General features: G+C 68.6%; 19 protein-coding genes and 1 tRNA gene. 9 read left to right on the forward strand and 11 right to left on the reverse strand.

Features of this window, described 5'->3' with window-relative positions; translation table 11 throughout:
- Positions 1–51 precede the first annotated feature (51 nt).
- From FA582_RS12640 to FA582_RS12660, 5 genes are all read left to right on the forward strand, one after another.
- A complete protein-coding gene (locus FA582_RS12640; protein WP_010147085.1) occupies positions 52–1182 on the forward strand; it encodes a tyrosine-type recombinase/integrase in 1131 nt (376 codons plus the stop codon).
- Positions 1183–1205: 23 nt separating this feature from the next.
- Entirely contained in the window at positions 1206–1499 is a 294-nt protein-coding gene (locus FA582_RS12645) for a helix-turn-helix domain-containing protein (protein ID WP_051125128.1), read from the forward strand.
- Positions 1496–2959, forward strand: coding sequence for a hypothetical protein (locus tag FA582_RS12650; RefSeq protein WP_081480515.1), 1464 nt, complete (start codon positions 1496–1498; stop codon positions 2957–2959). Before FA582_RS12645 ends, FA582_RS12650 begins: the two co-directional genes overlap by 4 nt.
- A 67-nt stretch (positions 2960–3026) precedes the next feature.
- Entirely contained in the window at positions 3027–3377 is a 351-nt protein-coding gene (gene cmtR / locus FA582_RS12655; RefSeq protein ID WP_029540603.1) for a Cd(II)/Pb(II)-sensing metalloregulatory transcriptional regulator CmtR, read from the forward strand.
- Positions 3374–3970: a cadmium resistance transporter gene (locus FA582_RS12660; protein ID WP_010147081.1), complete on the forward strand. Its 597-nt coding sequence runs from the start codon at positions 3374–3376 to the stop codon at positions 3968–3970. The genes cmtR and FA582_RS12660 overlap by 4 nt, the downstream gene beginning before the upstream one ends.
- Before the next feature lie 80 nt (positions 3971–4050).
- Here the strand turns inward: FA582_RS12660 and FA582_RS12665 are convergent, their stop codons facing one another.
- Entirely contained in the window at positions 4051–4362 is a 312-nt protein-coding gene (locus FA582_RS12665; RefSeq protein ID WP_010147080.1) for a DF family (seleno)protein, read from the reverse strand.
- Between the two features lie 995 nt (positions 4363–5357).
- Between FA582_RS12665 and FA582_RS12670 the strand changes: the two genes are divergently transcribed.
- Together FA582_RS12670 and FA582_RS12675 are read left to right on the forward strand one after the other, a co-directional pair.
- The gene (locus FA582_RS12670) at positions 5358–6008 is read left to right on the forward strand and encodes a hypothetical protein (RefSeq protein WP_010147077.1); all 651 of its coding nucleotides are present in this window, start codon (positions 5358–5360) and stop codon (positions 6006–6008) included.
- A 19-nt stretch (positions 6009–6027) separates the two neighbouring features.
- Positions 6028–7119 carry a helix-turn-helix domain-containing protein gene (locus FA582_RS12675; RefSeq protein WP_033228729.1) on the forward strand — a complete coding sequence of 364 codons (1092 nt, stop codon included), beginning with the start codon at positions 6028–6030 and terminating at the stop codon, positions 7117–7119.
- A 247-nt stretch (positions 7120–7366) separates the two neighbouring features.
- Here the strand turns inward: FA582_RS12675 and FA582_RS12680 are convergent, their stop codons facing one another.
- The 8 genes from FA582_RS12680 to FA582_RS12720 form a co-directional block, all read right to left on the reverse strand.
- Complete coding sequence (locus FA582_RS12680; RefSeq protein WP_010147075.1) at positions 7367–7867, reverse strand: hypothetical protein; 501 nt, start codon at positions 7865–7867, stop codon at positions 7367–7369.
- Positions 7868–8394: 527 nt separating this feature from the next.
- A complete protein-coding gene (locus FA582_RS12690; protein ID WP_141567557.1) occupies positions 8395–9930 on the reverse strand; it encodes a UvrD-helicase domain-containing protein in 1536 nt (511 codons plus the stop codon).
- Positions 9927–11444 (reverse strand): ATP-dependent nuclease, encoded by a 1518-nt coding sequence (locus FA582_RS12695; RefSeq protein WP_158640876.1) that lies wholly within the window; start codon positions 11442–11444, stop codon positions 9927–9929. The genes FA582_RS12690 and FA582_RS12695 overlap by 4 nt, the downstream gene beginning before the upstream one ends.
- A 685-nt stretch (positions 11445–12129) precedes the next feature.
- Positions 12130–13257 carry a tyrosine-type recombinase/integrase gene (locus tag FA582_RS12700; RefSeq protein ID WP_141567556.1) on the reverse strand — a complete coding sequence of 376 codons (1128 nt, stop codon included), beginning with the start codon at positions 13255–13257 and terminating at the stop codon, positions 12130–12132.
- A 141-nt stretch (positions 13258–13398) separates the two neighbouring features.
- Positions 13399–13471: transfer RNA gene (locus tag FA582_RS12705), tRNA-Thr, on the reverse strand.
- A gap of 42 nt (positions 13472–13513) precedes the next feature.
- A complete protein-coding gene (locus FA582_RS17430; RefSeq protein WP_010147071.1) occupies positions 13514–14479 on the reverse strand; it encodes a transglycosylase family protein in 966 nt (321 codons plus the stop codon).
- A gap of 164 nt (positions 14480–14643) precedes the next feature.
- Positions 14644–15219 (reverse strand): hypothetical protein, encoded by a 576-nt coding sequence (locus FA582_RS12715; protein ID WP_147899835.1) that lies wholly within the window; start codon positions 15217–15219, stop codon positions 14644–14646.
- Positions 15144–16622: a serine/threonine-protein kinase gene (locus FA582_RS12720; RefSeq protein WP_238705441.1), complete on the reverse strand. Its 1479-nt coding sequence runs from the start codon at positions 16620–16622 to the stop codon at positions 15144–15146. Before FA582_RS12720 ends, FA582_RS12715 begins: the two co-directional genes overlap by 76 nt.
- 149 nt (positions 16623–16771) lie before the next feature.
- On the opposite strand from FA582_RS12720, the gene FA582_RS12725 reads away from it, so the two are divergent.
- Both FA582_RS12725 and otsB read left to right on the forward strand, forming a co-directional pair.
- On the forward strand, positions 16772–18241 hold the full coding sequence (locus tag FA582_RS12725) for an alpha,alpha-trehalose-phosphate synthase (UDP-forming) (protein ID WP_010147069.1): 1470 nt from the start codon (positions 16772–16774) through the stop codon (positions 18239–18241).
- On the forward strand, positions 18238–19035 hold the full coding sequence (gene otsB / locus FA582_RS12730; protein ID WP_010147068.1) for a trehalose-phosphatase: 798 nt from the start codon (positions 18238–18240) through the stop codon (positions 19033–19035). The genes FA582_RS12725 and otsB overlap by 4 nt, the downstream gene beginning before the upstream one ends.
- A gap of 96 nt (positions 19036–19131) precedes the next feature.
- Here otsB and FA582_RS12735 read toward each other — a convergent pair whose 3' ends face one another.
- Both FA582_RS12735 and FA582_RS12740 read right to left on the reverse strand, forming a co-directional pair.
- Positions 19132–20199 carry a LacI family DNA-binding transcriptional regulator gene (locus FA582_RS12735; RefSeq protein WP_141567554.1) on the reverse strand — a complete coding sequence of 356 codons (1068 nt, stop codon included), beginning with the start codon at positions 20197–20199 and terminating at the stop codon, positions 19132–19134.
- Positions 20196–22055, reverse strand: a complete 1860-nt coding sequence (locus FA582_RS12740) for a glycoside hydrolase family 13 protein (RefSeq protein ID WP_238705442.1) — start codon at positions 22053–22055, stop codon at positions 20196–20198. The genes FA582_RS12735 and FA582_RS12740 overlap by 4 nt, the downstream gene beginning before the upstream one ends.
- Between the last annotated feature and the right edge of the window lie 21 nt (positions 22056–22076).

Here is a 22076-nt window from a genome sequence, read left to right on the forward strand (position 1 = left end):
CATCAGGCGCAACATCCAAGCCTCTACGGCAACGACAGATCGGCGGTCCTGATGGTCGAAGTGCCGGGTTCGGCCGGACTGGTCCTCGTCGCCGGGGTGGCCCACCTGGACGAGGAGGGCGCCGTCTTCGAGGCGATGCTCACCGGGTGGGGACGCCAGCAGCAGTCGCGCTTGCTGGGTGAGAAGACCATCACCGACAGGGTGCGGCTGGTACGCCGCTTCACCGAGTTCGCCGGCTCCTACCCGTGGGCCTGGGGCCCTGGCGACGTGGAGGACTTCACCGTCTCCCTGGCCACCGGGCAGGCTCGTCGCTCGCCCTCGACGATCCGCGGCTACCACCTCGGGCTGCGGATGTTCTGCGACTACCTCACCGACGCCCGCTACGGGTGGACCACGCAGTGCCGCGACCGGTTCGCCTCGGTCCCCACGCAGGTCTGCCACGAGTGGAACACGGTGGCGCACCTGAACGAGTACGAGGGCCGACCCGCACGGCGTCCGCTCACCTACGGGGAGCTGCAGGACCTCTTCGACCACCTCGACGCCCAGGTCGAACGGGCCGCGTCCTCGGGCCGCAAAGGCGCGCTGAGCGCGCTGCGCGACGCGCAGGTCTTCAAGACCGCCTACGCCTTCGGGCTACGACGCAACGAGCTGTGCCGCCTCGATCTGGCCGACCTGCGGCCCAACCCGCACGTGCCCCGATGGGGCACCTACGGGTCGATCCACGTGCGCTACGGCAAGTCCGTGCGCGGCGGCACCCCGCGCCGCCGCACCGTCCTGGCCGTCCCCGAGTTCGACTGGGCCATCGAGGGGATGAGGCAGTGGGTGGAGCAGGCACGGCCACGGTTCCGCGCGGACGACCATCAAGCGCTGTGGGTCACCGAACGGCACACCCGGGTCTCGCTGCGCCACTTCGACGCCCGCTTCGCCGCAGTGCGCCACGAGGTGGGCCTGGACCCTGCGCTGTCGCTGCACTGCCTGCGCCACTCCTACGTGACGCACCTGATCGAGTTCGGCTACCCCGAACGGTTCGTCCAGGAACAGGTCGGGCACGCCTACGCCTCGACCACCGCCATCTACGCCTCGGTCAGCAACGACTTCAAGGACAAGGCCCTCAAGACCGCCCTGGCCCGCGTCTACGCCCCCGAGCAGAAGGAGGACCCGCTGTGCCCGTCCGCACCGTGATCGAGTGGAACCTGCGAAAGGTGATGGCCACCCATGGCATGTACCAGACCTCCGACCTTGTGCCCCTGCTGGCCGAGCGCGGGGTGCACCTGTCCCGCGAGCACGTCTACCGTCTCGTCGCCCGGACCCCGCAACGACTGAACATGGACGTCCTGGCCGCGCTGTGCGAGATCCTGGACTGCGAACCCAACGACCTGCTCATCCCCACCGTCGTCGAGGACAAACCGGCGAGGACAGCAGGCGGAGAGACCGGCCCCGGCATCGGCGACCTGCGCCCGATCCGCGCCCAGGTACGACGCCCACCGACCGACGCATGAGCCCCCGGGCACGGCTGCCACGCCAGGACTGCGCGCACTGCGGACGCCAGGAACGCTGCACCCGGGTAGTCCTCGAGCAGCCGGTCTGCCCACGCTGCGCCCTACGGGTCGCCCGGGCGGCCCAGCCCTGCCCCGGGTGCGGGCAGGTCAAGGTGCTCGCCTTCTACGACGCCCAGCGTCGACCGGCCTGCGCGACCTGCACCGGTAACGACCCGGTCTACGCCTGCGTCGACTGCGGGCGGGAGGACTCACCCTTCGGCCGGCAGTGCGGCCCCTGCGCCTTGAACCAGAAGGCCACCGCGCTGCTGTCCGCCCCTGGCGGCGGCATCCACCCCCAGCTGCAACCGGTGTACGACGCCCTCACCTCCGGGCCGCGGCCTCAGTCCACCCTGTACTGGTTCACCCGCTCCACCGGCCCGGCCGTCCTGGCAGCGATGGCCCGCGGCGAGGTCGAGATCTCCCACGCCACCTTCGAGGCGATGCCGGCGAACAAGCCCAACAACTATCTGCGCGACCTGCTCACCGCCCTCGGTGTCCTCCCGCCCTTCCACGCCGACCTCGAGCGCGTCACCCCCTGGCTGCACCAGGTCCTGGACACCCTGCCACCCCAGCAGGCCGAGGTGCTCAACCGGTTCGCCCGCTGGCAGGTGCTGCGCCGGCTGCGGCGCGCCGAACAGCACGGGAGACTCACCCACGGCGCCATCTCAGCCGCCCGGGCCACCCTCGTCGTCACCGCCCGGTTCATGAACTGGCTCACCGAGAACGGCCTCGACCTGACCGACCTCTCCCAGCATGATCTGGACCGGTACGCCGAGCAGCACCGGGCTCGGGCCGTCGCGCTACGGCCGTTCCTGGCATGGTGCCTCCGCACCGGTCTTCAGACGGAGCTGTCCCCGGTCCACCGTGCCGAGGCTCAGCCGGCGGTCAGCCTGGCCGACGAGGACCGGTGGGCACACGTCCATCTCTTGCTTCACGACGACACGACCCGCCTCTACGCCCGCATCGCAGGACTCTTCGTCCTCCTCTACGCCCAACCAGTGGCCAGGGTCTGCCGGATGCGCACCGACCAGATCACCCTCCACGACGACGGGGTCGTGACCGCCACCTTCGACACCTTCGACATCGAGCTGCCCGACCCGCTGGGCCACCTCGTACGCACCCACCTGGCCCGCCGCGGGCAGGCCTCCTACGCCAGCGGGACGGACGTCTGGCTCTTTCCCGGCGGCATCCCCGGCAAGCACCTAGCCACGGAGAACGTCCGCTCTCAGCTCGTCGCGCGCGGCATCCAACCGTTGGCCGCCCGTAACGCCGCCATGTTCCAGCTCGCCGCGACCATGCCGACCCCGATCCTGGCCGAGGTTCTGGGCCTGGCGCCCAACACCGCCAGCCGGTGGGCCGCCCTGGCCTCACGAGGCTGGAGCGCCTACACCGCTCAACGCGACGCCCACCTCCGACGCTGAACCTGCCGACTTTCCCGTTGCACCCCAAACTCAGGGACGGTTCAGTCAAGACTGTACAGTTCAGCGCATGCTAACTACTTCTTCCCGGCTGGACGCGATGCATCGGATCGGCCGCGCGCTGGCAGATCCGACGCGGGCGCGGATCCTGCTGTCGCTGCTCGAACGTCCTGCCTATCCTGCTGGTCTTGCCCAGGACCTCGGTCTGACGCGGCCCAACGTGTCCAACCACCTGACCTGCCTGCGCGACTGTGGCATCGTGGTGGCCGAACCGCAGGGACGTCAGACCCTCTACGCGATCGCCGACCCGCACCTCACCAACGCGCTGCTCGCCCTGGTCGAGGTGACCCTCGCCGTGAACGAGGACGCCCCGTGCCTGGATCCCCAGTGCCCCGTCGCCAGCTGCGAGGTCAGCCGGTGATCCTCACCACGGTCCTGCAGGCGATCGGGCTGTTCATGGCCACCAACATCGATGACATCATCGTTCTTTCCCTGTTCTTCGCCCGAGGCGCCGGCCAACGGGGCACCACCACCAGGATCGCGCTGGGGCAGTACCTGGGGTTCGCCGGCATCCTCGGTGCTGCGCTGCTGGTCACCTGGGGAGCCGGGCTCGTCCTGCCATCCAGTGCCATTCCCTACTTCGGACTCATCCCCCTGGCGCTCGGAATCTGGGCGGCCTGGCAGGCCTGGCGAGGGGACGGTGACGACGACGACGAGAAGGTCGAAGGCAAGAAGGTCGGCATCCTGACTGTCGCCGCCGTCACCTTCGCCAACGGCGGAGACAACATCGGTGTCTACGTCCCGGTGTTCCTGAACGTCGGCACGGCAACCGTGATCCTCTTCTGCGTCGTGTTCCTGCTGCTCGTCGGCGTGCTGGTCTTCCTCGCCAGGTATGTCGCGACCCGCCGGCCTATCGCCGAGGTGCTCGAGCGGTGGGAACACGTGCTCTTCCCGATCGTCCTGATCGGCCTCGGCATAGCCATTCTCGTCAGCGGCGGCGCATTCGGACTCTGACAACCGGCCACCCACCGGGTTGGACAAGGATCTGAGCGAAACGTCGCCCCAACGCGACCTGTACCTCGCACCGCGTGCCGCTACGAGGCTGATGCCTCGGACAGCGCTGCGACGAGCTGCTCTACGGTCGGCGACCCGGCCAGACCCTCCGGCGTGCGATACAAGCGGCACGACAACGCCACCGGTGCTGCCGACTCAGCGAAGGGATCCACACCGTCGATCAGCACCGAGGGTGAGCCCGAAAATCCGTAGAACTCCGCAATGTCCGGCGTGTCCACGGCAATGCGCTCCACCTCGACGACCCCACCGTGAACCCGCAGTGCCTCACGCAGACGCGCCTCTGCCGGCTTCCAGTGAGGGCACCCGTCGAAGTAGAGGAACTGCACATTCATCCGCTCATCATCCCCCACCCCCCTCACGCACCGGAGACCGGCGGGCAGTTTGATCCGCCCCAAGCGCCCTTATAAAGACACGTTCCAATAGGGCTGTCCACCAGTACAGGTATATCGTTGGCACGATCAACGTCCCCTACCGCGGCGGCCCGTCGGAGGCGCTCATGGAGACCACGGAAAGCGGCGCCCCCAGGGGTGGGCGCGCTCCCACCGCTCCCCGGAAACCGGGGCAGACCATCCAGTGCGGGTGGTGCGGGACAAAGGTGCCGGTGCCACCTCGCGGACGCGTCCCGAAGTGGTGCTCCAGCTCCTGCCGCCATCGCGCCTGGGAGCAACGCCGCGCCGCTGACGCCGGTCTCGCAGCGGTTGAAGTCGTCGACCGCGTGGTCGAGGTCGTGCGAGTTGAGAAGGTCGTCGAAGAGAGGCGGGTGCAGGTGGCCGTGCCCCGGACGCCCCGCTCTGCCAGGGAGTGGGTCGACGTACTGAGCCGGCTCGAATGGGCGCTCGGAAGCAACCGCATGGACCTCGAGGATCTAGCCGAGATCGAACCGCCTCTGGCCCGGGTGATCGCTGCCTACCACGCACGCAGCGACAAGCTCCATCGCCGCGAGAGTCGTTGGTAGCCACCTCCCCGGCATTGATCCGAGAGGGCGCTGTGGCTCCGTCGGCGCTGTCCAACCATCTCCCGTCGTCCTGGGTGTGGCTCGCACGCGGCGTGAGCGCCATGACCCGAGCGGGCTCGCGGCAGATGAGTGCGCCACCACACGAGTTGGGCAACACGTGCTGTGCCAGTGCGCCGCGGACAGCTTCCCGCCTGCCTGGCGGCCGGTGGTTCTATGCCAGGGCCAGGGAGGCCTCAGCGGGCCGCATCACATGTGCACTGGCAAAGGTTGCGAGGCGACACGTGCCACAGCTTGCACTCCCTCACTTGACGATTTCCGACCTCTCATGAGGTAAGGTTTCGTCAAGCCAACCTCACCGCAAGGAGCCATGCCATGACTGCAGTCGCGATCGACCACGTCGCCGAGGGCCGCCTCCAGCAACTCGGTCTCAGTGCAGACCTGCTCATACGGGCCCTTCTGCGCGCCGACGCCGAAGCCAAGATGACCACCGGTCTTGAGCCGCCCACAGCGGAAGGGACAACCCGGTACGCCAAGACCGTGCGTTACGTGCGCGAGGAACTCGTACCGCTGGGCTGGAAGCCAGACAACGCGAAGAACTTCTGCCGGACGATCCACCCCAGCGGTTCGTTCTCGATCGTGACCAGTTCAGGCGACGAGTTCACCGGCGTCCATGTGCCGGGCATGAAGCCATCGACTAAGTACGCCAAGGGCGACCTGACAACTATGGCGGTCAAGCAGAACGCAGACCAGGGGGTGCTCGACCTTGGTGAAGCTTACGCGCTTCGCACACTCGACCCGGCAGACCTGGAGAACGTTTGGTTGCTCCTCCAGCGGGTGACCGCCGAGACTATCTACGCCGAGCTGTCGCTACCGACGTCGATCGAGAAGGGGGTCATAGTCGACTGGGAAGAGCGAATCCTCCTTCCGCATATTTCGCGCCAAGACCCGCCCTCGACTGTGGCGATCGAGGAGCCCCCGTCCGAGGACGGGGACGCTTACAACGTCGAAGTCGCGCTGCGTTAGCCAAGTAGGAGCAGACTCCGTGTTGAACCCAACGCGACTGGCGGCCGCCCGAAAGCGCCGAGGCTGGACATTGACGAAACTGGCTGCCGAGACTGGCCTGAGCAGAGTAAGCCTGTCGGCTTACGAGAATCAGCACCAGGACCCAACACCCCAGACCCTGGCGACCCTGGCGGAGGCGCTTGGCGTCGAGGAGGCATTCTTGACCGCCGACGATCTGGACGAGATCCCGGTCGAGTCAGTTAGTTTTCGAGCTCTAAGCAAAATGACGGCACGGACTCGTGATCGAGGACTGAGCTCGGGGCGCATCGCCATTCTCATCAACGAGTGGATCGAGCGGAGGTTCGCGCTCCCAGAACCCGACGTCCCCACCTTGACAGGGCGAGATCCTGAGCTGGCGGCGCAAGAGGTTCGAGCCCGCTGGGGGCTGGGTGAGCAGCCCATTGGCAACATGGTTCACCTCTTGGAGGCCCACGGCATCAGGGTCTTCTCGCTAACCGATGACACGAGGGACCTCGATGCGTACTGCGTGAACTGGCACGGTCAGCCGTTCATCCTGCTCAGCCGAGAGAAGTCGGGGGAGCGGCGTCGGTTCAACGCTGCTCATGAGCTAGGGCACCTGATCCTTCACGGTGAAGACAAGATCCCCAACGGGCCCGACGCGGAGGCTGAGGCCAACAGGTTCGCCGCGGCGTTCTTGATGCCGAGGGCCAGCGTGCTCGCGCAGGGACTCACCAACGCCACAGCGCCCCAGGTCCTCGAAGCCAAGAAGCGTTGGAGAGTCGCCGCGATGGCTATGGCACACCGCGCGAACGAGCTGGGGCTGATGACGGAGTGGGCATACCGCAGCCTCTGCATCGACCTGTCTCGCCTTGGCTACCGCCGCGGTGAGCCACACGGCATTGCACACGAATCGTCAATGCTGCTCACTAAGGTCATGCAGCAGTTACGCGCCAATCAAAGTGGCCTAGGGGCGATCGCAGCCGATCTGGGCCTACACCCCGCCGAAGTGCAGGCCTACATGATGGGCCTGACGCCGCTGGCGGTCGATGGCCAGCTGGGCGGTCGCACCACCGGCCGCCAAGGTCACTTGCGAGTAGTCGAGAACGGATGAATGACCCGTGTCCCGGCCTGGCCCGCTTCACCACGCCATTCCCTGAACAGCAATAACGACCCGTTCGGTGAACCGGTGTCCATCGGAAAGCGGTTACAGACCAGGCTGGGATCCGTGGCCGACTTGGTCCGCGTGGATGTCAATCGCGCGTGCACCTGTCAACTGGCCGAATTAGGCGGACACTCTGCCCGAACCGGGCATGCCTGGCGGAACCGGCGAGCGATCTGCGGCCCACCTGGCGCGAGCGTTAGGAGTGACCATCAGTGCCGCGTTGCTCAAGCACCCGGCCTCCCAACGCGGCCAAGCCGAGCACCACGATGCCACCGGCGCCCACGAGGACCTTCCCGAGCACACTGTCCAAGAAGCGCTTGTTCTCGCTGTCCTTGATGAACTGCTGGCGGCCGGTCTCTTGGATCTGCTCCACGAGCCAGCGCCGCTGCTCCCAGGTCAGATCCCCCTTATCTAGCTCTGCCTTCAGGATGGTTCGGATGTCACCGTACGCATCGTGGACGTGGTCACCGCTCCGCTCGTTCGTCTTCAGCGTGGACTCGTATGCGGTCTCCACGGCGTCAACGACCTCTACTGCGAAGTCCTTAAAGCTCGGAAACTGTTCGACGACCTTCAGCGCCACCTCCGTGTCCATGTCCGGCATCATGGCGACGAAGCGCAGCAGCTTGTCCTTCGACAACTCCCGCCAGGTCTCTATTCCCAGCTCTCGCTTGATCTCCAACTCGTTGCTGTAGCCCATGCTCGTCTGTCCCTCCTGGTCTCCGCGAATCGTAGACCGTTGGGCGGATCCCGTCTGGAGTCACGTCGCCGGAGGCCGCTCGGCGCAACAAGCTCCGTCGGCATCTCATGTTTCGGCTGACCGCCACGGCTCCCACGCCACCCGGGCAGGGTTCCGGCGAACCGAGATGCCCTCGCCGCACGAGCGACGAGCGGCAGGTGACTGCGTCAGGCGGCTGCGTGGTCGGGGGCCCGACGGCGCTTTTGTAGCCACCTGAACAGATGGAGCAGCGACTGGTGGATCGCAACTCCGACAGCTGTGTTCAAGGCAGCGAGGCCCGCCGCTCCGAACTCAGTGGGTGACTCGATGATGTCGTCGAGCCACAGAAGCAGAGGCCAGCCCACCGTCCCGACCACGAGGCAGGTCTTCCACCAACGGCCGAGGACCAATCCAAACAGCAGCATCGTGGGAATCATCGGCCCCTCCTCGGACCCACACCGTATCCCGTTAGCACCGATTCCTGCGTGACGTACCGCGTTGCGCTTTGCCTACGACTCGAAGTCCCCGGCGAGATGCACATCTAACATCGCGTCAGCGGCAAGGATCCCACACTTGCTTCTCGCTCGAGTCAGTGCGACGTATAGAACGCAATCTTCATCGCGCAAAGCTTGAAGGCCAGAACTCAGGAGCGACTTTTGGGAACTACTAAGGACGACCCCAACACTCGGCCACTCCTGGCCTTTTGCCTGATATACGGTGAGCCCAGGAATCAGCGATGGCTCATTGAGCCTAGATCGCAAATCGTTCAGATGCTGACGGCGTTCAGCCTCTCTGGTCTCTTGCAATCTGCGGGGACGACGTGGCGCGCCTAAAGTAACGATTGCATTCCTCAAATCGTCCATCAACTCGGCAACCGGCCGCCCTGCTGCGAGATCCCGCACAATCGGGCCCAAGGCATCCGACTGACTTACCTGGACGGCCTCGCGATCAAGCCCTAGCAACGTCATGGCTATTTCCCTGCCGAATGAGGGTCGCCCAAGGTTGGCCTGCGTGACCAAGTCGAGTAGGAGATTCAGCGCTGCGTCGGTCGCGTTGTCAATCGTCCGAAAGGCAAGCGGCAGAACGTTGTCCCCGGCGTGCCACAACCCCCTCCATGTTCGAGCAAGCGCGACGCTCACTTGTGTGCTGGCCAACTTGGGAAGTGCCGCGGGCTGCCCGGCGCGGAGCTGTTTGGCCAGAACAGGCATCTGGGTGCCCTCAAAGCGGAACGACGTCGTGAGTTCGTATCGCATGAACTCCCCCGACGTTGTCTCGACTGCCCGATCTACGAGGTGGGGCGTTGCGCCCCTCCACCCGTACAGTGCCTGCCATGGGTCCCCAATAAGCGTTACCGACAGTCCGGACTCCGCAGCCATGTATGGGATTACCAGATCGAGGTATGCGGAGTCGTAGACTTCGTCGATAATGATTGCCCGGAAGTTGTTTCTAAGCCAGAGTGCGATTCTATCGACGAGCGACTCATCCTGCACGGCTGCCTCTAACACCGCGCGCACGTCTTCGTGGCTCGAAATACCACTAGCCAACACCGCTTCGTGTTGCGCCTTGTTTCCGATGCCATTTCCAGGTGTCTGGACCCTCACTCCATCAGAAACTACTCGAAGCCTATTGTCCATACTCGCAACTCGACGCCAATTCCCGGGCGGTCTCAGGTACCTGTACCCGGTCAATCCGCGGTAATCGTCGCGCACATCCAACGCCTCGTGTCCCGACGGCCATAAGATTGCCCGGGCGGCTAGTAAGTTCTCCAAGATGGTGACGTGTAAAGAATCGAACGTCATCACGCGATGTGGAAAGCTCAGACAGCCTTCACCCCATCGACCCCGGATCCGGCTAGCCAACTCGGCCGCTGCGGCGCGGTTGAACGTCAACCCAAGCACCCCTCGCCGATCCGGGAGACGGTACCGTTGATAACCGAATCGTTCCGCGGCGACGGTCGTCTTACCGCTTCCCGGCGCCGACATGATCCGTACCAGGCGTTCGGGTGCAGCCACTGCGAGCACTTGCTCGTCGGTGAGAGTGATCACGTCGAAGCAAGCGGAGTCTGCGCCTGCGGATCCTGACCCGGCGTCGTCGGCTCGTAGAGCCAGTCGAACAGTGCCGCGATATGGTCCGGGACCGTCGTTCCGGCGAGATCGTCCTCGAACACCGCAGCGAGGGCCATAGCGAAGGCCCCCTTCTTCCGTCGATTGCCGTCGGTGAACAGGCTGTCCACGGCCAGGGGCGTAACCGATGCGGGCACTGTCAATGAGATGCGCCCCAGCGCGTCACTGACCGCCTCCTCATTACCGTGAACCAGAGATGGCTCCAGGGTTGGCTGTGACCAGAAAAAGCGCGCTGTTTCGTTGTCGAGCTCGGCATGCCAAGCGGGAGGTGCAGGGTCCGGCAGCGGGTCTCCCCGCTGGTCCGTGTCAGCTAGGGCAGCTACTCGGCCTACTAGTTCGAAGCCCGGCGTCGCCAGTATCCGGATTGGCCACTCACCCACTTTATGTCCCACTGGCACGAGGGGTAGGGCATCTACGAACGCGGTCTTTCTATCGTCGCCGCCGGCCCACGCGCGTCCCAAGACGCGCAGAAGAGCCGCCTCAGTGACCCCCTCTACAACGAGAACTCTGTCGCCGAACAGTGCAGATGACCTACTCGCGTCCAGGTGGAGGCGCGTCTGCTGGAAAAGGTCCTGGCGCTTCGCTGGTGCTAAGGGCAACTTGTTGAGCTGGCGTGATACCGAGGATCCCGACTGGGTTCGCCGTACGACCACAAGCTCCGACGGGTCGGTTGCCGCCGCAATCTCGCCGGAGTGCGTGGTGACGATCACTTGAAGGTCGCGTCGCAAGGTGACCATGCGCCTGAGGTAGCGCACCAGGCCATACTGAAGTTGCGGATGCAGGTGCGCTTCTGGCTCCTCGATCAGTACAGTGGCGTGAAATAGCTCAGGAAAGAATGAGTCATGATCCTCTTCTGCGGCTTCTGACACTTCATTCAATCGCTGTCGGGCGTCTCGAGTCCCGGCGTCGTCTTCCGTTGCTTGGCTCGCGCCAGAGGGAGGGGCATCTTCATCGTCAGTTGGCTGCGCACCAGCTACGGGGTCAGATGAGGGATTAGGTATGCCAGCCAAGGTCACAGCAATGTGCAACAGGTTGACATAACCCAGACTCGAGGCTTCAAGCCTTCTTGCTTCCCCACGTACAGGTAGCGTAGCCAGCAGCAGTTCCAACACCCGGGCGAGGTAGGCGTCGTCGACACGCTGCGTGCCTATGAAGGCGTGATGCTCGCGCAGGCCGCCACTTAGCGTCTTAAGCTGTTCGGCGATGCGCCCTTCAAGATCCGATATGAGTTGGTGCGCAGTCATGGAGCTCAACATTGTTTGCGCCTGAGCGCGCAAGCCTCGCAGACCGCCCGAAGACGGGTTCCGAAGCTGTTCGGCGCGGAGTAGTTCGAGAAGGACTTGGGCATCACGGCGCGATAGTTCATCTACGGGATTTCGCAGGGCCGGCAGGTAGATCAGCCGAATATTCTCTGGCCGCCCAGTGATCTCTGCCACGGCACCTGCCCTGATCTTCCCGAGGGATCGCTCCAGGGGGCGTCCCCACGTAGGCGCCACGTAGCCGGACGAGCGAAGGGCTTTCCCCAACGCGCCTTCGCCTTCTGCATCGGTCTCGTACTCGTACTCGACTCGCACGGCCCTTGGGGGTGGACCGAGCAATGCCGCGTCAAAGGCGGGAGGCCTTGGGAATCTTTGGATGTGAGCGTGCAGGATCGCTTCACTTAGTGTGGTCTTGCCAGAACCATTGCTTCCAAGAAGCGCGCTGAAGCGACCGGACAACTCGCAAGTCAACGGACTGCCGACCGATGCACGGTAGCCCTTCACTTCAACTCTCGACAGGTGCATCTCTCCCAGCGCCTTCCTTGGTCGCGACATTGACCAACACACTACAGCGGCTGGGTATGACTCCTCTTGGGGATCACCGGTGGCTCGGCGAACAACGGTGGCTTTGAAGACCGTTCGGCAGCAGCCGTAGGCACTCGGAAGCACGTCTTTGACGGCAACGCGGCCGCCCTAGTCAAGCGAGGCTCGTATCTGCTGGCATCATGCCCACCGTCCGCTCGAAGGGAATTGCTCGAGTCCAGCGCAGGACTTCTAGGGTGGAGTCTGGGTCAACACCCGGTTATCGGCGTGAGGGTGATCTCTCGCCCCCTGCCCGGGATCGCCCCCTCGCGGCAACCGCCTACTCCGTATCTCTGGGGCGGGCAAGGTCGGAGAGCTTAGCGGCAATCTCCGCGTCACGACCCTGAGCGGCGTGCTGGTATCGAAGGGCGGCCGCGACCGTCGAGTGGCCGAGGCGGGCCTGCAGCTCGGCGAGCGTGGCGCCGGTCATGGCGGCCATGGTGGCGCCAGTGTGCCGCAGATCATGAATCCTCAGGTCCTCGCGGCCAGCGGCGGCTCGGGCCTTGCGCCAGGCCGTGTGCAGCACCGTCGGCTGCAGATGGCGCTCGTGGTCGCGCATCGAGGGAAAGAGCAGGGCACTTGCTCCAGGTCGGACGTGCCTCTCCAGGTGCCGCTCCAGGGCGGGGACGATGTGCGGGGGCACGCTGACCTCGCGGGTGCCGGCGGCGGACTTCGGCGTACCGATGATCGGCTGACCCCGGACCCAGGAGACCGCCCGGGTCACCTTGACGACACCGCGGTTCAGGTCGAGGTCGCGCCGGCGCAGCTCGAGCACCTCCCCCACCCGCAGGGCGCACCAGGCGCAGAGCAGGACGAGGGCACCGAGCTGCTCCGGCATCTCCTTCACGAGCACGTCCAGCTCGGCGAGCGTCGCCGGACGGATCTCCTTCTTGGTCGGGGGGTTGGAGACGGCTCGGACGCGACACGGGTTGCTGGCCAACAGCTCATCGGTGACGGCGGTGGTCAGGATGGCCCGCAGCAGCGCGTAGGCACGGGCGTTGACCGTCGGGTGGTCCGGCGACAGGCCTGCCCACCACCGACGCACGAGTGCCGGCGTGAGATCGGAGACGAGCAGGTCGCCGAACTCCGGCTCGAGGTAGCGCCGCAGCAGGTGCTCGTAGCCCTCCCGGGTCCGGGGCTTGAGGGACCGGTCGGTGAGCCACTGCCGGGCGTACTCGTCGAAGGTGGGTGGCGCTAGCCGCTCGGCCAGCTGCGCCCGCCGCTTCGGGGCGACCCAGCCGTCACCGTTGACCAAGGCCCACTCCTTGGCCAGCCAGGCCTCCGCGTCAGCCTTGGCGACGAAGGTGTGCGGGGCGGTGTGCCGCCCCAGATCCGGCCCGGTGTAGCTGGCCTGCCACCGCTTCGACGGAAGCCGCCGCAGTGCCCCGAAGCCTCGTCTCGTTGCCATCCCGCACCCCATTTCGTGCAACATACGTGCAACAAGGGTGCCACTTCGTGCCTACTTCTGACAACGTGTGACCATGCTGGTTCAGGGCATACTAGCCACGTTTCTGCAGGTCAGCGGGGTAAAGTCGCTGATCAGGAGGAGAGCTGGCGAAGGGACTCGAACCCTCAACCACCTGTTTACAAGACAGGTGCGCTACCAATTGCGCCACGCCAGCGCGTCCGGCACGAGGCCGGACGGCGCGTCGATGCTACCTGTCTCAGCCGATGACGTTGGCGTTGAGCCACTTCTGCAGGCCGACGACGGTCCGGTGGTTCATGTAGGTCGAACCGTCCCGGGAGACGCCGATGTGGCTCTGCAGCGCGGCCTGCGACTTCGGGCCCCAGACGCCGTCGACGTCGGTGCCGACCTTCGACTGCACAGCCCTGATCGTCCGGCCGTCCCACGCACCGGTCTCGGAGACGCCGACCCAGCGCTGGATCGCCTTGGTCGTCAGCGGTCCGCGCACCCCGTCGGCCACGAGCGGCGACATGTCGGAGGCGCCGCCGCCACCGCCACCACCGCCGTCGTCACCGACGCGGCTCATGATGCTGGCGCTGATCCACCCCGAGCGGCCGTCGAGCTTGACCCACCCGTTGCTCGCCACACCGGCGAACTGCGTGCCGCGCGCGGCGCCACCGATGACGCCGTAGTTCGTACCCGGGCCGGAGCGGATGTTGGCGCCGGCACCGGCCGTCACCTTCCACGTCGTCACCTCGCCGGGGGGCGGCGTGGGGTCGGGCTGGGGGTCCGGCTCCGGCTCGGGGGCCGGGGCACCGCCGCCGGGGTAGGGCTCCAGGCCGTTCTGCATCGTCAGCCCGGCCCGCACGGAGCACACCGGCCAGGCGCCGGGCCCCTGCACCCGCAGCACACGCTGGGCGACGGTGATCTGCTCGGCCTTGGTGGCCTGGTGCGCATACCCGGCGAACTCCTGGCCGCCGAAGCCCTTCCACGTCGGGTGCCAGAACTGCAGGCCGCCGTAGAAGCCGTTGCCGGTGTTGATGCTCCAGTTGCCGGTCGACTCGCAGTGAGCCACCCGGTCCCACACGTTGTGGTCGTCCGCCGCGGCACCCTGCGCGGTCAGGCCGACGGAGGCGAGGGAGGCGGTGCCGGCCAGCGTGGCCTGGCCGGCTCGACGCAGGGCGGCACCCGTGCGGGCGGCTCGGTGACGGGCAGGGCGGGCCATGGGGAGGTCCTTCCGTATGGGACGAGTGGGGCACCTGGGACGAGGCGCCCGGCCCACGTTAGGCCAGCGTGACACGCCTGGGAAGGGAAATGTGACGAGTCTCACGTGACGAAATGAGTCGCGTGTGACTCCTGCGACGGTATGCCGTCACTCCCCCGAGCCTCTCAGCGCACCCCGAACGGCAGGTAGTCCAGCGGCGTCGTGCCGCCCGGCAGCGGCCACCACGACACCACGTCGCCGTCGAGGAGCGACCAGTAGACCAGGGCTCCGCCACCGACCAGGCAGAGCGTGACGAGCACCATCGTCGCCACCCCGGGCGGCACGATCCCGCGCACGAGCGTCCGCGACCCGCGCCGCAGCGACGTGCTCCCCAGGCCCCACCAGCCCAGCCAGCCGCCGACCAGCGACCCCGTGCCCACGGCCACCGGGTGCGCGATGCCGACCCCCGGCGCCAGTTCGCTGGTTGTGAGCAGGCCCGACATCACGACCGCCACGACCGCGGCCACCGCGAGCGGCAGCAGCAACGACAGCATCGTCGCCAGCGTCGCGGCGACGAGGTGCCACGGTGAGGCGAGCACCGCCATCGGCACGTCGCTGCGCCGCGGGCCCACCTGGTGGCGCCGCAGCACCAGCCCGGTGAGCGCCCGGTCGACGGTGCGGGTCGTCAGGCCCCACACGGCATACAGGCCCCAGGCGAGCAGCGGTGCGGCAGCCGCGACCGCGGCGAAGCCGAGCAGCATCGCCGCCAGCGTCCCCCGCCTCGGGCTGCGCCCGATGCGCGGGTCCGGCTGCCCCTGGTGCGGGTCGAGGCGGGCTCGGACGCACGTCCTCGCCCTGGGGGTATGCCGCAGCCGGCCGCCGCCGTCCCGCTCCGGGTAGGCCGCGGGCCCGTCGGTGCGTCCCCGCTCCGGCGCCGCCGACCAGCCCCGATCGGCCCGGCCGCGCTCGGACGGATTCTCCCACCTCCGGTCGTCCTGCGGGAGGGCCACTGCTGCGGCTCGCGCGGCTGGGCGGCCGCTGCGCCGCCGACCAGACCAGCAGCACCCGCGCCACCGGCGGCCCCCGCCGCTCGCCCGTCCCACTGCCGGGTGGACGGCCCGCTCGGCGCGGCGCGCGTGGGGTCGGGCCGGCGCACGGGCGCCTGCCGGGTGTCAGACACCTGCGGGGTCACCCTCGTCGCGTCGGCCCCACGGTCGAAATCACGCTCAGGCCCACGCTCCTGCGGCACCCGCGGCAAGGCGCCCGTGACGTCCTCGCCACGGGCATACAGCTCCACCGCCTCGAGCACCTCGCGAGCGTCGGGCCGCCACGACGGGCGCGGCGAGAGGGCGAGCGCCAGCAGCGGCGCGAGCTCGGGGTCGACGCCGTCCAGCTGCACCCGCCCGCGCACGACCCGGTCCAGCACGACGGTCATCGGGCCGCGGCCGAAGGGTGGCTGGCCGGAGGCGGCATACGCCAGGCACGCCGCCCAGCCCCACCAGTCGGTCGCCTCGGTGATCTCGCCGCCGTCGACGAGCTCGGGCGAGAGGTAGCCCGGTGTCCCCATCACCAGCCCGGTCGAGGTGAGCCGCACGTCGTCGGCGACCTGCGCGATGCCGAAGTCGATGACCACCGGCTCCAGCCGCTCCCCCTCGCCGACGAGCAGCACGTTGCCCGGCTTGAGGTCGCGGTGCACGATGCCGAGCCCGTGGATCGCCTGCAGCGCCCCGGCGAGGCCGCGCGCGAGCCGCAGCAGCGCCTCCCGCCCCAGCGGCCCCTGCTCCTCGATGACGACGTCCAGCGGCCGCCCGGGGACGTAGTCCGTCACGATGTAGGGCGCCGGCCCGTCCACGTCGGCGTCGATGACCGCGGCGACCTGGGGGTGGTGCACCCGCGCCAGGGTGTGCACCTCGCGGCGCAGGCGCTCGCGCGCACCGTCGTCGTGGGCGATGTGGCTGCGCAGCACCTTGACCGCGACCTCGCGGCCGCCGTCGTCGACCGCGCGCCAGACCACACCCATACCCCCCTCGCCGAGGCGTTCCTGCAGGGCCCACGGGCCGAGCTGACGCGGCACCACGAGCTCGTCGGTCTGCCCCGAGGCGACACCGGCAGGCACCGGACGGGTGAGGTCCGGGTCGCTGGAGCGTGGCATCGGCGAGGTCACGGACTCCACGGTAGGCGCTTTTCCTGAGCCGCAGATGAGATCGCGGTGAACCGGGTGTGGCGTGGCGTCCACCGACCACGCCCCGGACGCCGCGACCTCCTAGGCTGGGGACCGACCGGTCACCGAGACACGCACCTGGAGGTATGTCGATGGGCTCAGGCACCAGGTACGACTTCGTCATCGCCGCGAACCGCCTGCCGGTGGACCGGCACGTCAACCCCGACGGCAGCACCGAGTGGCGCACCGCCCCCGGCGGCCTCGTCACCGCCATGGACTCGGTGATGCGCGGCTGGGAGTCCGGCGCCGCGTGGGTGGGCTGGGCCGGCTTCCCCGGCGAGGCGCCCGAGCCCTTCGACGAGGGCAAGCTGCGCTTGCACCCGGTGCCGCTGTCGGGCAAGGAGCTCGCCGACTATTACGAGGGCTTCTCCAACGACACCCTGTGGCCGCTCTACCACGACGTCATCGTGCCGCCGACCTTCCACCGCTCCTGGTGGACGTGCTACCGCACGGTCAACCAGCGCTTCGCCGACGCGGTCTGCGAGGTCGCCGCGGAGGGCGCGACCGTCTGGATCCACGACTACCAGCTGCAGCTCGTGCCCGCGATGGTCCGCGACCAGCGCCCCGACCTGCGGATCGGCTGGTTCAACCACATCCCCTTCCCGCCGGTCGAGCTCTTCGCCCAGCTGCCGTGGCGCGCGAGCATCCTGCGCGGCCTGCTCGGGGCCGACTTCCTCGGCTTCCAGCGCCCTGACGACGCCCGCAACTTCAGCCGCTCCTGCCGGGCCGTCCTCGGCGCCACGGCTCGGGGCGACAAGGTCGAGTGGGCCGGGGCCGACGACAACCGTCTCGGCGCCGCACCTCGCACCGTGCGCGCCGCCGCGGTGCCCATCTCCATCGACGCCGCCGGCTTCCGCGAGCTCGCCGACTCCCCCAAGGTCCAGGAGCGGGCCGAGGAGATCCGCGCCAGCCTCGGCGACCCCGACGTCGTCCTGCTCGGCGTGGACCGGCTCGACTACACCAAGGGCATCCGGCACCGGCTGCGCGCCATCGGCGAGCTCTTCGAGGACGGCGAGATCTCCCCCGACCAGGTGACCTTCGTGCAGGTCGCGACCCCGAGCCGGGAGCGGGTGGAGGCATACCGCACCCTGCGCGAGCAGATCGAGGGCACCGTCGGCCGCATCAACGGCGACGTCTCGCACCTCGGGGCGACCGCGATCCACTACCTGCACCAGTCCTACGGGCGTGAGGAGATGGCCGCGCTCTACCAGGTCGCCGATGTCATGCTCGTCACGCCGCTGCGCGACGGGATGAACCTCGTCGCCAAGGAGTACGTCACCGCACGCCACGACGGCGGCGGCGCGCTGGTCCTCTCCGAGTTCACCGGCGCCGCCGAGGAGATGCCGCAGGCCTACCTCTGCAACCCGCACGACCTCGACGGGCTCAAGGAGACGATCCTGCAGGCCATCCGCGACGACCCGGCGCAGAAGGAGCGGCGGATGCGCGCCCTGCGCCGCCGCGTCCGCAAGCACGACGTGCAGACCTGGGCCAAGGACTTCCTCACCGCCCTCGCCGCCGCCCCCGAGCGCCCAGCCCGCAGCACCGCCAAGGAGGACGCGTGACCCTCTCCCCCGACCTCGTCGAGGCGCTCGAGCGCTTCGTCGCCCTCGACCGTGTGCTGGTCGCCACCGACTTCGACGGGGTGCTGGCCCCGCTCGTGCTCGACCCCATGGACTCCCGCCCGGTCGAGGGAGGTATGCCGGCGCTCACCTCTCTCGCCGCCCTCCCCGGCACCACGGTCGCCCTCGTGAGCGGCCGGGCGCTCGGCCCGCTCGGTGAGCTCACCGGGGCGCAGGACCCGATCGTGCTCATCGGCAGCCACGGCGCCGAGGACTCCCGGGCCGAGGGCGGGCTGGCGCTCGACGACGCCCAGCGCGGGCTGCTGGACACCCTCGACACCGAGCTGGCGGCGCTGCGCCGGGAGCACCCCGGCATGCGGGTGGAGGTCAAGCCTGCCGGCCGCGTCGCCCACACCCGCGGCCTGCCGCAAGAGGAGGCCGACGCCGCCCTGGCCGCCGCCCTCGAGCTGGGGAGACGGCATACCTCGTTGGAGGTGACGCCCGGCAAGGACGTGGTCGAGCTCGCGGTCGCCCACGTCGGCAAGGGGGTGGCGCTCGTGGCGCTGGCCCGCGAGGTAGGGGCCGAGGCGGTGTTCTACGCCGGCGACGACCTCACCGACGAGCACGGCTTCGCGGCGCTGGCCGACGACGAGGACACCGCCCGCGCCGAGCGTCGGCTGACGGTCCGGGTCGGCGACGGCGACACCCTGGCCCGCTACCGCGTCGCCGACGAGGACGCGATGGTCGAGCTGCTCCAGGCCCTGCTCAACGCCCGCCGCACCCGCGCCCCCCACTAAAAAGACCCACCGAGCGCCGCAGATGGTCACGCTCACCCACACCGAGCGCCGCAGATGGTCGCTCTCACCCCCACCGAGCGCCCCAGATGGTGAGCGTCAGCGCCGCACCGGACCGGTCGACTCGCGCAGGATGAGCTCGGGGTCGAAGAGGTACTCCCGCGGGTCGACGGGCTCGCCGGCGATCTCCTCGAGCACAGCGGTGACCGCCGCCTCGGCCATGCCGGTGACATCCATCCGCACCGTCGTCAGCGGCGGGTCGACGAAGGTCATGAAGGGCACGTCGTCGCCACCCACGACCGAGAGGTCCTGCGGCACCCGCAGCCCCAGCTGACCGGCCGCCCGCACGACGCCGAGCGCCATGACGTCCGAGCCGCAGATGATGCCGGTCGCGCCCGCCTCGATGAGCTGCCGCCCGGCCGCGGCGCCCCCCTCGACGGAGAAGAGCGTGGTGCAGATGAGCTCGTCGAGGTCGACGTCCGCGCCCCTGCCGAGGTCGGTCATCGCCTCGCGGAAGCCCTCGATGCGCCGCTGGACGGGCACATACCGCGCCGGCCCGGTCGCGAAGCCGATCCGGGTATGCCCGAGGTCGCGCAGGTGGCGCACGCCGAGCCGCATGGCGGCGTGGTCGTCGTGGCTGATGAAGGTCGCGTCGATCCCGTCCCGGTAGCCGTTGACCAGCGCGATCGGCAGCCCCCGCTCGCGCAGCGCGGTGTAGCGCTCGATTTCGGCCCGGCTGTCGGCGTGGTAGCCGCTGACGAAGACGATCGCCGAGACGCCGCGGTCCAGGAGCATCTGGACGTACTCGTCCTCGTGCACCCCACCGGGCGTCTGCGTGCACAGCACGGGGGTGAAGCCGGCGGCCGCCATCTGGGTCTCGATCGACTGGGCGAACATCGGGAAGACCGGGTTGGTCAGCTCCGGCGTGATCAGCCCGACCAGCCCGGCGCTGTTGCGCGAGAGCTTGCTCGGCCGCTCATAGCCCAGCACGTCGGCGGCGGTGAGCACCGCCTGCCGGGTCGCGACCGCCACACCCGGCTTGTCGTTGAGCACCCGGCTGACGGTCGCCTCGCTGACCCCGGCATACGCCGCGAGGTCGGCGAGCCGGCCCCGCGAGGAGCCGGCACCGTCGGCTCCTGGGCGCACGGGAGTGGATGTGCTGCTCACCAACCACCTCGGTAGGTCTCGGGCACCGGCTCCCAGGCCGGTGCGTCGGTCGACCAGGCCCAGACCTGGACGGTCGGACCGTGCGCCCTCAGGCGGACGTCGCGGTCGGTCAGGTCGAGCGCCGGGGTATGCGGTGTCCGCTCCTGCGCGGCGTGTGCCCCGGGCACCTGGGTGACCGGGATCTCGACCGTGTCGTGGCTCGCCCGCGCGATGTGCACGAGCGCCGTCTCGGCCGGGTGCTCCCGGAGGTACACCATGGCCTCACCCTCAGCATAGAGCCAGCGCATCCCGCCGGCGCAGAGTGCAGGGGACTCCCGACGCAGGGTGATGAGCGCGCGGTAGTGCTCGGTGAGCGTCTCGTCCCACATCCCGTCACCGGCACCCCGGGAGGCCCACGGCATGGGGCGTCGGCCGTCCTCGCCGAAGTCGCCGGGCATCCCGATCTCGTCGCCGTAGGTGATCATCGGGATGCCGGGCATGGTGAGCAGCAGACCGGCGGCGACCTTGACCTGCTCGACGTCGTCCCCGACGAGGGTCCGCACCCGGGTCGTGTCGTGCGAGCCGACGAGGGTCATCGAGTGCGTCCACGAGCGCCACGACACCAGCGAGCAGAAGTCGCGCATCGTCTCGGCGACCAGCTCGGCGCCGAGCCGCGGCACCTGCAGCGGGCTGCCGAGGAACTTCGGCGCGAAGTCCGCGGCCCGCAGCCACGTCCACACCGGCCGGGTGAAGCCGGAGTAGTTCATCACCCCGTGCCACCCGTCGCCGTCGACGTCCCGGCTGTGGTCGTGGGTGTGCTCAGCCACGAGCAGCCCCTGCCCGCCGGTCGCGCGGTCCACCGCGGCCCGCGTCTCCCGCGCCACCTGGTGGGCGAGGTCGCTGCCTTTGTAGCGGCCGGTCATGTTGGCCACGTCGACCCGCCAGGAGTCAAAACCGCGCCCCTCACCCAGCCAGCGCTCGATGACCGACCCCGGTCCCTCGGTGAGCCGCGCGCGCACCGCCGGGTTGGCGTGGTCCAGCTTGGGCAGGCTCTCGACGCCGAGCCAGGTGACCCACTCCCCCGGCCGTGCCTCGTCGCGGACGTACCACGACCCGAACTCGCCGTGCGGGTCCTGCCGGGCGGCGGCATACCACTCGTGCGCGTCACCGGTGTGGTTGGTGGTGATGTCTCCCATGACGCGTATGCCGCACTCGTGCGCCGCCTCCTGCAGCCGCAGCAGTGCCGCGTCACCGCCGAGGACGGGGTCGACGGCCTCGAAGGTCGAGGCGTCGTAGCGGTGGTTGGAGCGGGCCGGGAAGACCGGCGTGAGGTAGAGCACGTCGGCGCCGAGGTCGACGAGGTGGTCCAGCCGCTCGCGGGCGCCGTCGAGGGTGCCGCCGAAGACCTGCACCGGGCCGGACCGTCGGGTCAGGGCCACCGGGTCCTCCCAGCGCGCCGGGACGGCCCAGTCGGGCAGGTCGGAGCGCTGACCGCCGGGATCGCCCACCGGCTCGACACCGGCGTCACGGGCGAAGCGGTCCGGGAAGACCTGGTAGACCACGGCTCGCTGCGCCCACTCCGGCGGCGCCGGGTGGGTGACGAGCCGGAAGTCGCTGGTGTCGGGGACGTCGCGCAGGTGCACGCCCGTGCCGTTGAGCCACCGGTATGCCGCGTGCCCCGGCTCGTCGCTCTCCAGCAGGAAGCGGTAGGTCGTCACCGGGTTGTGGCAGGTGACCTCCGCCTGCCACCAGTCCTCGTGCTCGCCGCGGTGGACGAGGCGGGCGTCGGTGAAGAACTGCTCTCCGTCCGGGGTGGTGCGGACATGGACCGCACCGACCCCGGCCGCGTGCGGGACACGGACGCGGACGGCGACCACGGCTCCAGGAGCCGGTTGCTG

The organism is Serinicoccus profundi (genome assembly GCF_008001015.1).
GTDB classification, from domain to species: Bacteria; Actinomycetota; Actinomycetes; order Actinomycetales; family Dermatophilaceae; genus Ornithinicoccus; species Ornithinicoccus profundi.